15 protein-coding genes are annotated in these 14,461 nt (G+C 36.5%); 1 reads left to right on the top strand and 14 read right to left on the bottom strand.

Annotated elements, in window-relative coordinates:
- Positions 1-105 precede the first annotated feature (105 nt).
- The 14 genes from O99_RS05780 to O99_RS05715 form a co-directional block, all read right to left on the bottom strand.
- On the bottom strand, positions 106-2,250 hold the full coding sequence (locus O99_RS05780; protein ID WP_051668873.1) for an autotransporter outer membrane beta-barrel domain-containing protein: 2,145 nt from the start codon (positions 2,248-2,250) through the stop codon (positions 106-108).
- Between the two features lie 751 nt (positions 2,251-3,001).
- Positions 3,002-3,754 (bottom strand): flagellar type III secretion system pore protein FliP, encoded by a 753-nt coding sequence (gene fliP, locus O99_RS05775; RefSeq protein WP_035007145.1) that lies wholly within the window; start codon positions 3,752-3,754, stop codon positions 3,002-3,004.
- Positions 3,751-4,251, bottom strand: coding sequence for a flagellar basal body-associated FliL family protein (locus O99_RS05770; protein WP_035007143.1), 501 nt, complete (start codon positions 4,249-4,251; stop codon positions 3,751-3,753). The genes fliP and O99_RS05770 overlap by 4 nt, the downstream gene beginning before the upstream one ends.
- A 112-nt stretch (positions 4,252-4,363) precedes the next feature.
- Positions 4,364-5,029: a flagellar basal body L-ring protein FlgH gene (gene flgH / locus O99_RS05765; RefSeq protein ID WP_035007412.1), complete on the bottom strand. Its 666-nt coding sequence runs from the start codon at positions 5,027-5,029 to the stop codon at positions 4,364-4,366.
- Positions 5,030-5,136: 107 nt separating this feature from the next.
- Positions 5,137-5,814, bottom strand: a complete 678-nt coding sequence (locus O99_RS05760; protein ID WP_235692229.1) for a MotE family protein — start codon at positions 5,812-5,814, stop codon at positions 5,137-5,139.
- A 44-nt stretch (positions 5,815-5,858) separates the two neighbouring features.
- Entirely contained in the window at positions 5,859-7,085 is a 1,227-nt protein-coding gene (locus O99_RS05755; RefSeq protein ID WP_035007141.1) for a flagellar basal body P-ring protein FlgI, read from the bottom strand.
- Positions 7,085-7,543 carry a flagellar basal body P-ring formation chaperone FlgA gene (gene flgA / locus O99_RS05750; RefSeq protein WP_035007140.1) on the bottom strand — a complete coding sequence of 153 codons (459 nt, stop codon included), beginning with the start codon at positions 7,541-7,543 and terminating at the stop codon, positions 7,085-7,087. Before flgA ends, O99_RS05755 begins: the two co-directional genes overlap by 1 nt.
- Positions 7,544-7,548: 5 nt before the next feature.
- On the bottom strand, positions 7,549-8,337 hold the full coding sequence (gene flgG, locus O99_RS05745) for a flagellar basal-body rod protein FlgG (RefSeq protein ID WP_035007411.1): 789 nt from the start codon (positions 8,335-8,337) through the stop codon (positions 7,549-7,551).
- Between the two features lie 46 nt (positions 8,338-8,383).
- Positions 8,384-8,722, bottom strand: coding sequence for a flagellar hook-basal body complex protein FliE (locus O99_RS05740; RefSeq protein WP_035007138.1), 339 nt, complete (start codon positions 8,720-8,722; stop codon positions 8,384-8,386).
- Positions 8,723-8,779: 57 nt separating this feature from the next.
- Positions 8,780-9,196 (bottom strand): flagellar basal body rod protein FlgC, encoded by a 417-nt coding sequence (flgC, locus tag O99_RS05735; protein WP_035007137.1) that lies wholly within the window; start codon positions 9,194-9,196, stop codon positions 8,780-8,782.
- Positions 9,197-9,198: 2 nt separating this feature from the next.
- On the bottom strand, positions 9,199-9,585 hold the full coding sequence (flgB, locus tag O99_RS05730) for a flagellar basal body rod protein FlgB (protein ID WP_035007135.1): 387 nt from the start codon (positions 9,583-9,585) through the stop codon (positions 9,199-9,201).
- Positions 9,586-10,175: 590 nt separating this feature from the next.
- On the bottom strand, positions 10,176-11,705 hold the full coding sequence (locus O99_RS05725; protein ID WP_153574817.1) for a FliI/YscN family ATPase: 1,530 nt from the start codon (positions 11,703-11,705) through the stop codon (positions 10,176-10,178).
- Between the two features lie 40 nt (positions 11,706-11,745).
- On the bottom strand, positions 11,746-12,480 hold the full coding sequence (gene flgF / locus O99_RS05720; protein WP_035007133.1) for a flagellar basal-body rod protein FlgF: 735 nt from the start codon (positions 12,478-12,480) through the stop codon (positions 11,746-11,748).
- A gap of 35 nt (positions 12,481-12,515) precedes the next feature.
- Entirely contained in the window at positions 12,516-13,316 is an 801-nt protein-coding gene (locus O99_RS05715) for a DUF1217 domain-containing protein (protein ID WP_035007130.1), read from the bottom strand.
- 268 nt (positions 13,317-13,584) lie between these two features.
- Between O99_RS05715 and motA the strand changes: the two genes are divergently transcribed.
- Positions 13,585-14,460 (top strand): flagellar motor stator protein MotA, encoded by an 876-nt coding sequence (motA, locus tag O99_RS05710; RefSeq protein ID WP_035007128.1) that lies wholly within the window; start codon positions 13,585-13,587, stop codon positions 14,458-14,460.
- Position 14,461 lies beyond the last annotated feature (1 nt).

The following is a 14,461-nucleotide window of genomic DNA, read 5'->3' as shown; positions in this document are numbered from 1 at the left end:
TTTTGGGACGCTTCTGAAGGCCACAAAGCTCTAAGAAGAATAAAGATTTATACATAAAGAAGAAAATAAAGTACATTACCTCTTTACTAAAGTCGCATTAACCTATCAAAAACGATACTGCAGCTTTCCGGAAAAAGATGCCCCAGACATACCAGTTTTTGATAACCTTTGCTGATAACTAGCATCACCATGTACAAAAATATTGTTAGTTAACTGCACATTAACACCTAAACCACCCTCAATAGCAGAGCCCATAGAATCAAGATAAAAAGTATCACCAACTTCTATGGTATCGCTAAAACTAAGAGTCTTTATAACATTCATTTTTCCATAGAAAGCAATGAAACTATTCTTTTCAACAACAGGAAGCGTTTTGGTTAAACGACCACCTACACGCATTAACCATTGATGAGGATCCTTCATATTAACTTCAAGATTATCGCTATCTAAAATAGTATCAAACATCAAACGTTGATAAACAATTTGCGCCTGCGGTTCAAAAGATACACTTTTATTACCAGTTGCTAATTTGTGACCGACAGTTGCAGATACACTTAATATCTTTTTATCATCAAGTTTTGCTACATTATCGACAACAGCAGTCTTAATATGCCCTTTCAAGATACCATAAGAAAAGAGCGCATTCATATACGAATTGTTATCATGCTGCATATTACCGAAAACTGAAATGGACCACTTATCAAGAGTACTTTTAGCAGAATCTTCCATATCTTTTGGCGTAAAAGATAATTGACCATAAGTTCCTAACATACCGACACAGGTAACCGTATTTGCATTTTCAAAAGAACCTAACACAGCACCAGTTTGTAGAGCAGCATAACGTATATCCGCACCATAACCATATTGCAACGGATTACGAATAGATGAAAAAGTTTTTGCATTACCATAAGAAGATAAAAAGACAGAACTCGTCTTTTTACCTGCAACATTTAACGTTTCCTGCACATCAGCTAATATACCATTCTGATTACTGATATCAGAGAAACCAGCAGAAAATAAAGCATTCGGCATAACCACATAACTAGCCATTTGTGGTACAAGGGCTTTCACTTGTGATTGGGCATCAACATATCCATTTGACAAATTGAATTTCCAAATACCAGAAGTTTCTCTTTTACTATTAAGAACATACCTATAAGGCAAGCTATTAAATACAGTATAACCATGAACTAATTGGAAGGACTTTTTATTTGCAGATCCACCACGAACCTCAATAATCGTAACTCCTTCCTTTGGCAAAATAACTGCATTTTTAGTAACACGTGTTGCACTACGGTTTTCCTCTACATTCTGATCTTCAACGTAATTAATATGAACTTTAGTAGTACCGAATACATCAGTTCCGGTGATTATAAGTTTATCAGAACCGTATTTATTAGAACCGTTTTCATCAGAACTGCTCACCCCCATATTAAAATGAATATTAACATTACCAACTGCTATATAATGTCCCATCTCACTTTGTTTGAGATCTTCTATGCGTAAAGTTTGGTAAATACCACTACCTTTTTGATCAAATATAATAGCACTATTATTAAGTGTAAGCATATGCAGAACAGATTCTTGTTGCTCCTTTGCACTCAGTTTTTCTTCACTAATATTAAAATTAACTGGTATGATCCATTTTGAATCGTCTTTAAGAGTTAAAAATGAATATTGCACTCCTTCAGCTTGTGCTGAACCTTCTAGAATAGAATGACTTGCAGAAACTCTCAACATGTTAACGGAAGGTAAAACCTCTTTATCACTAGCATAACTTCCTAATAAAATATTAGAACGAATTTCTGAATTTTTAAGTGACACAATACCTGATTGAAATGCTATAATACCTACTTCGCTAAATAAAATTTTTGTATTGGTAAGATCTACAAGACTTGGAGCAACGAAACTCTTGTTACTATTAGAGGACGTCTTATCATATCCAAAAAAAATACCATACCCCTTACTTATTTGTCCATCAGGATTCTTAATATTTATAACTGAATCTTTTAAATGCACTTCAGTTGCACCTCCAGGTATTATACCTGCAATACCTGCCTGTATATCAATTCCTGTAGCACTAAATGCTCTAATATCATTAGCCAAAATCCCTACAGAAACTGCCTTAAATGTTCCTCCATTAATAACAACAGGCGCATCCTTTGGTTTGATTGCAATAATAGGTACCCCTGAAAATCTATCATTTACTACACTGGGATTGCTATTAACTTCAGCCAAAACGTAAAACACATTCAATAAGAAAAAACTCAAAAACGTAAAGATTATATGTAGCATTTTGTGCATAATCTACCCTACCATTAAACTATAAAATTTAAAACGGATTTTATATGCAACAAAAAATATTATATGTAAAGTTATCAATCTTGGTTATCATTTTCACTGAAGCATGAGAGATATTGATAATGTTCTTAATAAATCACAAATAAATTCAAGTATTTAAATCATTATTGACTATTGATTTATTTTGATTTTAGCATCATAATGAATTTTTATTAACGGAGACTGTTGTTTATGTGCATCAGATTTTTCTGGACCTGAATTCACAGAGAACAATGCTGGTAATCTTCTACTGAAAATTTAGGTGCGATTGTTTCTATCCCAACTATTTTATTTGAATATAATATTTACAAGCAAAATTATTATAAGATGAATATAGTCTATATTTATACTTAGTTATAATAAATGGAAAACTTAAACAAAGTTTATACTGTTAGCGATATAGTATAAAGTTAACTAATAATGAGTACGGCCTATTTAATAGCTTACAATGTGTTCTTAATTAGTCTTATAATTTCAAACGCTAAATATTCAACAAGAATTTATAAATTATAATATTTTTTTCAAATATATCCTATTAAAATATATATAGTATCTTATAAAAGAAACTAATATCATATCTAGTAGGAATAAATTATAATTCTATTAATTTTATTAAAAATAATTAATACAATAAAACTAATTTATAAGCTTAAATATAACTTTAAAAAGATCTTATTAAGCTTCCAACTAATAAATTCCATCCATCAACTAATACAAAAAATAGAATTTTAAATGGTAGAGAAATAACCGTTGGTGGCAACATCATCATTCCCATTGACATTGTCAACGTAGCCACGACAAGATCTATCACTAAAAAAGGAAGAACAATAAGGAAGCCTATTTCAAACCCACGACGTAATTCAGAAATCATAAAAGCAGGAACTAAAACTCGAAAATCAATATCAGAACCTGTTTTAACTTGAAGAGAAGAATCAGAGAGATTAACAAACAAGTCAAGATCTTTCTCACGGACCTGCGATATCATAAATTCTCGAAAGGGCTGACTAATTTTTTCTATCGCTTGTTGTTCACTGATTTTATTATTTACTAAAGGCTGGACCCCCTCCTCCCATGCCGTATTAAATGTCGGAGCCATTACATAAAAGGACATAAACAAAGCTAATGAGATCATCACAAGATTGGAAGGCGTTGTTTGTAATCCTAAACCTGTTCGCAACAGTGAAAAAGCAATGGCAAAACGAGTAAAACTGGTAACCATGATCAATAAACCAGGAGCTACTGATAAAATAGTCAATAGGCCGAAAAGTTGGACTATCCGTCCACTAATTGAACCTTCAGGATAAGAAAATAATCCAGCAATACCACTAGCATTCTCAGCACCTGTTTTTTGCGCAAAAGCAACTGTTGTTGCTAACAAAAATATCATCAATACAAAACCGCCAAGCCGCTTCATGATTCTACTACCAAACTTGAAATCAAAATATTACTTACTTTATTACCGGAACGAACTCTGGCACGATCTAAAAGATCAGCACGCAAATTCATTAACCCTGACGGCCCTTTAACCTGATCGATTGTAACTTGTCGCAAAAATGCTAAAAAATCATTTGATATATCAGCTGTCAGTGTAGCTTCAATATTCTCATCAGGCTTAATAACTAAAGAGACTTCCATTCGAATCCAAGCATTTTCTGGTACTGCAATATTAGTTAAAATAGGGGGCAAAGTAACAATATGGGAATCAGCAGCAATAAGATTCTCTGGAGTTTTAGTCATTGGTAACTCTTTTAAATTACTAGAAGTTGGCGCCATCTCCCGACTCACCCATGCTCCTAAAAACCACCCAGAAACAGCAGCAACCAATGTCAAAACAAATCCAACAATCAGAAAAACTTTTATGCTACTTTCCCGTTGCACAATGTTTTCTTCTTTTTTCGACTCTTCTGCCATAAAAATTCCCTGTCACATAAATCTTGTCACATAAACAATGTAATTAAAAGTTACTTTTGATAAGTTTCTATTTTTTGATAATGAACAATAAAATTAATTATATATTCATTCTCTAAAAAGGCGCAATCTGATTGAGTAATTGCTGACCATAAGGAGGTTGTTGTATTTCACTCATACGTCCACGGCCTCCATATGAAATGCGCGCTTCAGCAATTTTATCATAATCAATCATATTATTGCCTGAAATATCACGTGGACGAACTAATCCTACAATATTGAGAATACGCAATTCATTATTAACCCGAACTTCCTGTGAACCATTAATGACCAAATTACCATTTGGCAAAACATCTGTTACAATAGCTGCAATAGACAAACGAATATTTTCTTGTCGTTCTACCTTAGTATCCCCTTTAGACTGACTCGATGAGCCACCTTCAATACTACCAGCTAACTTGTCCATAAATGAATATCCGGCTCCAATTGTATATTTGGAATTAGAATCACGCTTTAAATCACTTTTATTGTTTAAACTAGCACGATCATTAATGAAAATTTGCACGGTCAATACATCACCTGGCTTCATTGCACGCGGATCCCGATAAAAGCTACTAGCGCTTGAACGATAAAGCGAATATCGACTTTCACTCGGTGCTGGTGGATAAATACTTGCTGCATGCGAAGAAGCATATCCTAAATCAGCACGAACCGGTGAAAAATTTGGTGCTGAATTAAAATCTTTTACATTATAAGAACAACTGGCTAATATTATAGACATGGTAGTCAAACCAATTATTAAATATAAGAAAGAAGAGTATTTATTTGTACTTTTTATCTGTTTTACTTGCATAATTATACTATCTTTACTTCTATCGCATATTGCATTTATTTCTTTTTTGTTGATGCTTGTTGTGCACTCACTAATATTTGAGTTAATTCCGCTGATTTTTCAGGCGGTAATTCATTCATAATAGCACTCGACACTTTAGGACTCAGCTTAAGTACAAGCGAAGCTGCAACAAGATCATTCATCAAAGCCAATTGAGCAGCTGCAGCGTCAGGACGCATTTTCGTAATAATTTCAACTAAAGAACTCTCTGCCATTGATAAAAACTCATTGCGTTTATTAAGCCAAATTTGATATTCGTTCTGCTTTTCTTCTAAAATTTTCACACGTTCACTAATTTGATCACGTAATTCTTGTAATTGTTTGCGTTGTAACTGAAAACGCGCATCTGCAGCCTGACTCCCAATATTGCTACAAAAACGCTCTATTTCTTCTGTACTTACTCCAGATATCCCCTCAGATCTTCCTCCAGACTTCTCTTGTATCAATGAAACAATAGGAGCTTTCGTATCTACCTCAGTCTCTATTGCCTCCTTCGGCTGAACTGACTGATGGGATACAGTTTCAATTTTTTGTTTAGGCACTTCAGTAGAAACTGGTGACTGTTCTACATTTTCTATAGATTCTACATTTTCTATAGATGAAGCAATCTTATTTGGTGCAGGAATTGGCACAGGTGCATTTTTCACATATCCCCTCCCAACCGGAAAAGCCATAAATATTACTATAAATAAAGAAAAAACATAAAAACGTAATTTTATCATTGGACAACAAGCTCCGCATGAAGAGCACCTGAGGTTTTAATTGCCTGCAGAACTGCTATAATTGCTGTTGGTTTGACACCAATTTGATTTAACCCTTTAACAAGACTATCTAAATCGACGCCATTCAAAATACCAATATTAGAGAGTGGCTGATCAACATCAATTGATGTTCTCGGAACCACAATTGTATCACCTGTTTCACTAAAAGGATTAGGCTGTGAAACACTCGGTTCCTCCGTCACACGTACTGTTAAGCTACCATGTGAAATAGCAACACGTGAAACACGTACTTTTTCACCAATAACAACAGTTCCTGTACGTTCATCAACAACTACACGCGCCACCTCATCAGTAGGAATAGGTAATCCTTCAATGTCAGCAATAAAGCGTGCGATTGAAATATTACGCGGTTTGTTTAAAACAATAGTTTTCGCATCACGCTCTCTAGCAACACTTTGTTTATAACGCTTATTAGCAAAAATATTAATGAGATCAGACATACGGACTGCTGTCGAAAAATCCGAATTCCGTAACTCTATAATAATCTCGTTACTATGGTTGAAATTTCCATCAATCTTGCGTTCTACAAGTGCACCATTTGGAATACGACCCGATGTAGGCACACCTTGAGTTACACTTTCTGCAGCTCCCTTAGCCCCAAAACCGGAAATAACCATATTGCCTTGTGCCACCGCATAAGTTTTACCATCTGCTCCAAGGAGCGGTGTCATCACTAATGTGCCCCCTTGTAAAGATGTTGCATCCCCCAAAGAAGAAACCGTTACATCAATCCGTGATCCTGGAGTTGCAAAAGGCATCATTTCAGCAGTTACAATAACAGCAGCTATATTATTAACACGCGATGCACCCGCAGGAGGGCTAATTCCTAAATTATCCAGCATAGCTCGCATAGATTGTTCTGTAAAAGGTGCGTTTCGTAAAGAGTCACCAGTACCATTTAAACCAATCACCAAACCATAACCCACTAATTGATTAGAACGAACACCTTGGATAATCGCAATATCTTTTAAACGAGCTACTGCACTCGAACGCGCTAAATCTGAATAATGCATTTGTGCAGGATGACCGCCCGACCCCAACCAGGCAGCATCAGCTTCCACTGTAGAGTTATATTGTTCAACATTTTTCCCGCCTTCATCTGCAAATGCTGGAATAAAGAGAATCCAAAAAGACAAGAAACAAGCAAAAAAACGCATAATCATTAAAAACCTACTCTTACATCACCATTTTGCAAAACGGTTCCCGTAACCACACGCCCTGAATCGGAATTGCGAACACGAATGACATCACCAGAAGATCCCGACTGTAAAACAACTCCTAGAGCTGTAATTTGCAAATTATGTGTTTGGAAAATCAACTTTGTTGCCTGACCACGCTCGACCAAAACTGGATCTCCTAAAGAAGAAAGAGGAATAGGCCGACCTGCTGTTAAGGTACGTTTTGCTACTTTGTGAAGAATTTGTTTCATATCCGTCACATACAAGGAGGCTGCATCAGATTTAATAAAAAAATGCTTTTCGCTTAAACCCATATCACTTACACGTTGACCAGCATAAATAGACTTATCAGGAACCAGAAAACCAATCCGATCAGCATAAGCTGCTGTTAATAAAAAAAACGAGAGAAAAAAACTTATGAGAAAAAGCGAAAAATTTTTCATACCATTTACCTCAGATTTTTAGAAACAACTGCTGCCATTTCATCTGATGCTTGAATTACTTTAGAATTCATTTCATAAGAACGCTGTGCTGCAATAAGCTCTGTCATTTCTTTGACTGGATCAACATTAGAAGCTTCAAGCATTGCTTGCATAATGCTGCCATATCCATCCTCCTTTGGATCTCCTGGAACCGGTGCACCAGAAGCTTGCGTCTCACGGAAAAGATTATCCCCTATTGGCTCTAGACCAACCTCATTGACAAAATTAACTAAACGAAACCGTCCCGCTTCCACAGCATTAGGATCTGTATCCGTTTGATAATAAACTGTCCCATCAGGGCTGACTGTGACATTTTTGCTCCCTATAGGAATAGTAATAACAGGCTGCACTAAATTGCCCTCCAATGTTACTATCTGCCCTGTTTCACTTAAATTAAAAGCACCTGAACGAGTATAAAAAACATTGCCATTGGGATCTTGTATTTCAAACCAACCATTTCCATTAATAGCGAGATCTAAGGCATTACCAGTTTGCACAAAAGCCCCCTGGGTATTAATCGTACGAACAGCAGCAGTACGCACACCCATCCCAATCATTGCTCCTTCAGGTATAACAGCTTGATTAAGCATATTAGGAACACCAACTGCACGATCTGCAACATACATCAAATCTGCAAATTCTGCACGCCCACGCTTGAAACCCGTCGTGTTAATATTCGCCATATTATTAGCAATAACATCAAGATTAGTTTGCTGGGCAGCCATACCTGTTGCCGCAATTGACAGTGATTTCATGACCATAATTTTTTCCTATACTTTTCTAAACACTATCGTGCTCATGCTAAATTTGCATCCGACTTACTTCAAGATATGCTTGTACAAGCTTGTCACGGAGAGCAATAGCTGTACTTAAAGACCGTTCAGCTTCCATTACCGAATTTACAACTTCGCGCACACCAACATCACTTCCAGAGATTCTATCTATGGAAAGACTTTCTGCTGTTTGTAATTTTGTACCAACAACTTCTACAACCTCAGATAAAACCTGATCAAAACTGACATTGTTTCCTACTACACCAGACAAGATTTGCTGCCCATTAAGACTACTCATTTGTTTGCTGGCTTGCCCCAAAGAATCAAGGGTATTGTGTGATACAACAGAAGTAAATGCTTCAATCATTTTATATGCTCCTACAAAATTCAAAATAAAACCTATTAATTAAGGTGATAAAACAGCTTATCCTTTTAATAAATCAATCGTTTGTGAGATTAAATCGCGTGCTTGGCGAATTACTTGTAAATTTGCTTCATATGAGCGATTTGCTTCACGCATATCTGCCATTTCTATAATCGAATTCACATTAGGATATTTCACATAACCATTACTATCAGCAGCCAAATGACCTGGTTCATAACGCATAATAAAAGGCGCTTTATCAGTGCTAATCCGTGTTACATGTACACCTTGTGCATCAAGGTAAGGATTAAGCGTCGCTTCAAAGCTCACTGTTTTGCGCTGATAAGGTCGAGCACCTGGAGATTTTCCCGTTGAATTCGCATTGGCTAAATTTTCAGCAATAACACGCAAACGTGTTGACTGAGCACTCAAACCGGTTGTAGCAATTTGTTCTGCTGCAATAAGACGATCAGACATCTTTAAGCTCCTCCTCTAACTGTTGCCATTGTCATTCGATGAAAAGCTTTTACAATAGCAGTATTAAGAGATATTTCGCGACTAACATCCCCTCCTTTACGCATTTCTTCTTCTAAATTGACATCATTACCTGAATGCGTAACTTCCATAACATTTTCAGGGCGGATAATATGCGTTTCCATACCATTTTCGGTTATATCCATATGATGAACATTCGTCACAGCCATAGAAATCGTTTTATTTTGTAAAACGGCTGTAAAGTCCTCTACATCACGGGCTTTATACCCCGGTGTATTTGCATTCGCGACATTACTCGCAATTGCCTTTTGGCGAACAGATAACCAATTTGCTTGTTTATTTGCCATCTCAAAAAAATTAACCGAATCCATAATTCTTACCCTTTTTACTTCAAATCATCATAATAAAGAAAACTTGTGCGAGACTTGCTTTCGCATTTTAAATCTACAAGAAAATGAAATCATACCCAGCCCCGCACTATAGATGTCTTTACAACACCTTACTTTTATCAATCATAATAACAAAATATTAACTGCCATGAATGAATTAACTTCCTGATTTGATAAACAATATACGCATCACACTTAATCATCGCGATGCTACCCTTCATTTCTTTGATAAGAAGAAATTTTCACAACTCAACCAAGAAAAAACTTATCTTGTTTATGAAGGCTTAACTCAAAATTAATCTATACGGTTTATCAGCAATGGGAGAGAAATCTTTTCAAACAGTATTCCTTTTTCTATCAACAGATTCACATAGAACTTTGCAAACATACTCTTAATTTATTAGATTTATAGAAAACCGATCAAGCTTTCTAAACACCCTATGTTGCCTCTTTCAAACTTCTCTAAATACATCATAAACCATGAAAAGAAAAAATACTAACCAAACACAAGCCTGTACACAACAAAATGTAATCTCTTGAAAAATAATTCTCCCTTTTACCGCTAGCAACTATTACTGACTTTTCAATAACTTAGCTAATTCTTCATAGGGATCACTGATAAGTGCCATATCGGGACTTTGCTTCATTGCAGCATAAATAGATGGGACTAAAAAAACTGCTTGATCAAGAACATGGTCTGTCCCTGGACGATAAGCACCCATAGCGCGTAAATCACGTGTTTCTTCGTAGCGAAAAATCATCTCTTTCAAATTTTTAACCAATGTACATTGTTCAGGGGTCCAGTTATGAGATGCCAAACGTGAAATAGAAGAAAGGATATCAACGGCAGGAAATCTTCCCTGTGCAGCAATGGCACGATCAAGAACAATATGACCATCCAAAATCCCACGAATAGTATCAGCAATGGGATCATTATGGTCATCACCATCAACCAATACTGCATAAACACCCGTAATAGATCCTTTTCCTTCCCTGCCGGGACCTGCACGTTCCAATAAACGAGGCAATTCACTAAAAACGCGTGGAGGAAATCCACGTGAAACAGGTGGCTCATGAGCAGTAATAGCAATTTCTCGAGTTGCTAACGCATAGCGCGTAACAGAATCGACAACAAGCAAAACATTATCTCCTAAAGAAGAAAAATATTCAGCAATTGTTGTCGCCATAATTGGGGCTAAACGGCGCATCATCGGACTTTCATCACCCGTTGCGATCACTCCAATCAATTTGTGTAATTTATCGTGTAATACATCATCAAGCATATCACGCACTTCACGGCCACGCTCTCCTGTAAGCGCTAAAACAACCGTATCAAAATGATCAGCTTGCATCATCATAGACAAAAGAGTCGATTTCCCTACCCCAGAACCAGAAAAAACCCCAATGCGCTGCCCAAAGCAAAGGGGCGTGAAAATATCAATAACCTTAATGCCCGTGCGTAATCCTGCACCCACACGCGCACGTTTCAGTGCTGGAGGTGCATAGGTCTCAATTGCCATATTTCGTGGCCCAGAAGATAATCCTCCCTTGCCATCAATAGCCTCTCCAAAAGCATTAACAATTCGTCCACACCAAGAACGATCTGGAGCAACAAAAAGAGGACCTTTTGGAAAAACAGAAGCAGAAAGCATAGGAACGACAGTTTCATCATAAGGTTTAATTAAAACGCTTTCTTCATTAACACGAATAATTTCACCTCGTAGAAACTGTGACTCACACTCAACGGATACTGTATCACCTAATAAGACAGACTGTGATAAACCACGTGCAACTAATGTCCCTCGTGCTACATCGCTAATAACACCACCTTGACTCACAAGGTGAGAATAATGATCGTTTTTGTGTTTTGCAAAATCAAGCAATCGATTTAAAGCAGTAGGAGAAGGAGGTGTCTCAATTATGTCAGTATTTGAATCAGCATTTGTTACATCTTTGAGAAGATTTACCGTATCATCTGATTCCTCAGCATGAATATCAGTATCTTTTGCATCAGCAAGAGAAGAATTTATAACTGAATCAGTTGTTGGCGTAGCATTAACTAAAACAACTTCTGGCATAAAATTATTTTCACTCTCTAGCATCATACATACTCTTCAATACAAAGCCTCTATGATCAAATATTTATACTTTTCCACTCAAAATTTGAATAGATTTAGAACGCATTTCTTCTTGCTGACGAAGCATTGATTCAACACGTTCAAAAGCACGGCTTACTTCAATAAGGCGAGTCATCTCTATCACACCATTCACATTCGAACTTTCAATATACCCTTGCACAACAGTATCACCGCTTCCCCCTTCTGATTGAAAAGCTGCTTTATCAGGTATCACAGAAGAATTCGGTCCATAACGCAACTGGGTACCTGGCTGAAATTGAAATAAACCAATTTTCCCAACGAATGCATTATCTTGATAGATACTTCCATCAGCTACAATACGTGGTGTCCCCCCTGCTGGATTAAGCTGAATTGGTGCCCCTCCCTCATCTAAAAAAGGTAACCCTGTTACAGAAACCAATCCCCCTTCCGGAGTCATAATCATTCGTCCATCACGAGTATACACTTGTCCGAAAGATGCTTGCATAGAAAAATAGGAATCGCCTACTACAGCAATATCAAGCGCATTACCCGTCTCTACCAAAGAACCACGATCAGTGGAAATATATCCCTTGCCAGCACTTGTGAAAAACACACGATCACCCTGTTCATGTGCAACGGAAGACAATAATGTATCAAACTTCATACCACCCGCTTGAAAACCTGGTGTATTCACATTTGCCATATTTTGCGCAATAGTCTCCATCCGCCGTTCCAAGCCAATTTGGCCTGAAACACCCACATAAATCGGATTTTGCATATACCTAGTCCCTTCTGAATCTTATCAATACTTACTTACAGACCACCCTGTTTGAAAGATTGTAAAGCCATTATTGTTTCATTTGAAAAAGCTAAACCTCTACCTACATTTGATCCTTGCAAAATCATTAAAGCAGGATTAACAACTGTTTGATTTTGTACATCATACATAGCAGAAAATTTTGCAATGAGGTGTTCTAACTTCTTTGGATCTTGTAAATCCTTAAGTGACATACGCGACTCTAACAAAGATTTTTGCACTTCAATTGGCGACGTAAGCACATTCTCAGAAATATTGAAGGCCTTAAAAATAACAGCCGATAAAGCCTTATCGCTCAAAATCTGATAAGCCCAATTTTTTTCTGTCAGAACATTATTCTGCACCATTCCTCCGATAGTCCGAGTGAAATACAAAGCAAGACGTGTCCCCTCATTAACTTCGCCTACTTCAACTTCTAATGTTTGTTGCATATATTTATTCACGGTGACCGTTTTTGCACTCTCTCTTTGTGTCGCTTTCTCACCATATTTGCTAAAATTAAATGCCTCTGCAAATTGCTGATAACGCTTATCTACTAATTGAGATGCATACTCAGGATCTGAAAGAACCTTACGAATCATGCCTTTAGCAAAAATCATATCTTCCAATCCATAAGCTTTCATAGCATAATTATAGATTTTATCATTTGCCAAAAAATCATCAACCGACTTCACACCAATAATATGCTTAACATAATAGTCTGTCTCACGTTTGACTTGTGGCTTTTGAAAAAGCCTATCAAACGTTTGCTTCATATTATCAATTGTACTTCTATAACTCGTATATGTGCTAATCACAGGAAACCCCTCTCTACACAAGCCCCAATTTAAAGCATAAAACTTGCCTAAAGCTTATGATAAAACCACTTTATTATTAACGTAAGAAATATTTCACAAGTCTTTATTAATAGATAAAATGCTTTTTATTTTTAAATTATTATATCTCTTAACACTTTTATAAAATATTGTAATACTTTTATACAATATTAAGAAAATAAATGGTAAGTTTTACACAAGCATAGACATTTATTTCTCCACAAAAATTAAAAATAAGGAGCTCACAGCCTTGGGTGTTATTATAGGATTAATAATTATTTTTGGATGCATACTTGGCGGTTATGTCGCTATGGGAGGTCATCTTGATGTTTTAGTACAACCATGGGAATTTGTTATCATTTTAGGCTCAGCTATTGGAACATTTATTGTTTCCAACCCTATTCCCGCTATTAAAGACACATTGCAAGCAACGATAGAAGCAATGAAAGATGCTGTTCCAAAACAAAAAGATTTTTTATCACTATTGGGTTTACTCTATGTTCTTATGCGGGAAATGCGTTCAAAATCAAAATCTGAAATGGAAGCTCATGTTGACAATCCAAAAGAATCTGCGCTTTTCCAGCAATATCCTCTGATCTTAAAAGATGAATCTTTAACCAATTTTATTTGTGACTATTGCCGTCTTATTGTCATGGGAAATACACGCCCTTTTGAAATTGAAGCTTTAATGGATGAAGAAATTCATACAATTTCATACGATTCTCAAAAACCCTATCAAGCAATGCAAAATATGGCTGATGCTCTTCCAGCTCTTGGAATTGTTGCAGCTGTTTTAGGTGTAGTTAAAGCTATGGGAGCCATAAGTGAACCGCCAGAAGTATTAGGACACTTAATTGGAGCTGCTCTTGTAGGGACCTTTGCTGGTATTTTTTTCGCTTATGGTATCTTTGGCCCTCTTGCCTCAAAAATAAAAACGGTACGCAATAAAAAAGTGCGCATTTACATTGTTGTTAAACAAACACTGTTGGCTTACATGAACGGCGCAATGCCACAAATAGCACTCGAGTACGGTCGTAAAACCATCTCAGCAAAAGACCGTCCAACAATTGATATTATGGAACAACACGCAATCGCTAGTCAAGGTAGTGAAAAAGAGGCCGCCTAAA

Origin of the sequence: Bartonella rochalimae ATCC BAA-1498 (genome assembly GCF_000706645.1) — a bacterium.
In the GTDB taxonomy this organism is placed as follows: domain Bacteria; phylum Pseudomonadota; class Alphaproteobacteria; order Rhizobiales; family Rhizobiaceae; genus Bartonella; species Bartonella rochalimae.
This window is presented reverse-complemented; position numbering and strand designations above follow the sequence as displayed.

Excerpts from the sequence above, each read along its gene's own strand:
- fliP (WP_035007145.1), bottom strand. The coding sequence starts at position 3,754 with ATGAAGCGGCTTGGCGGTTTTGTATTGATGATATTTTTGTTAGCAACA.
- O99_RS05770 (WP_035007143.1), bottom strand. The coding sequence starts at position 4,251 with ATGGCAGAAGAGTCGAAAAAAGAAGAAAACATTGTGCAACGGGAAAGT.
- flgH (WP_035007412.1), bottom strand. The coding sequence starts at position 5,029 with ATGTCTATAATATTAGCCAGTTGTTCTTATAATGTAAAAGATTTTAAT.
- O99_RS05760 (WP_235692229.1), bottom strand. The coding sequence starts at position 5,814 with ATGGCTTTTCCGGTTGGGAGGGGATATGTGAAAAATGCACCTGTGCCA.
- O99_RS05755 (WP_035007141.1), bottom strand. The coding sequence starts at position 7,085 with ATGATTATGCGTTTTTTTGCTTGTTTCTTGTCTTTTTGGATTCTCTTT.
- flgA (WP_035007140.1), bottom strand. The coding sequence starts at position 7,543 with ATGAAAAATTTTTCGCTTTTTCTCATAAGTTTTTTTCTCTCGTTTTTT.
- flgG (WP_035007411.1), bottom strand. The coding sequence starts at position 8,337 with ATGAAATCACTGTCAATTGCGGCAACAGGTATGGCTGCCCAGCAAACT.
- O99_RS05740 (WP_035007138.1), bottom strand. The coding sequence starts at position 8,722 with ATGATTGAAGCATTTACTTCTGTTGTATCACACAATACCCTTGATTCT.
- flgC (WP_035007137.1), bottom strand. The coding sequence starts at position 9,196 with ATGTCTGATCGTCTTATTGCAGCAGAACAAATTGCTACAACCGGTTTG.
- flgB (WP_035007135.1), bottom strand. The coding sequence starts at position 9,585 with ATGGATTCGGTTAATTTTTTTGAGATGGCAAATAAACAAGCAAATTGG.
- O99_RS05725 (WP_153574817.1), bottom strand. The coding sequence starts at position 11,705 with ATGCTAGAGAGTGAAAATAATTTTATGCCAGAAGTTGTTTTAGTTAAT.
- flgF (WP_035007133.1), bottom strand. The coding sequence starts at position 12,480 with ATGCAAAATCCGATTTATGTGGGTGTTTCAGGCCAAATTGGCTTGGAA.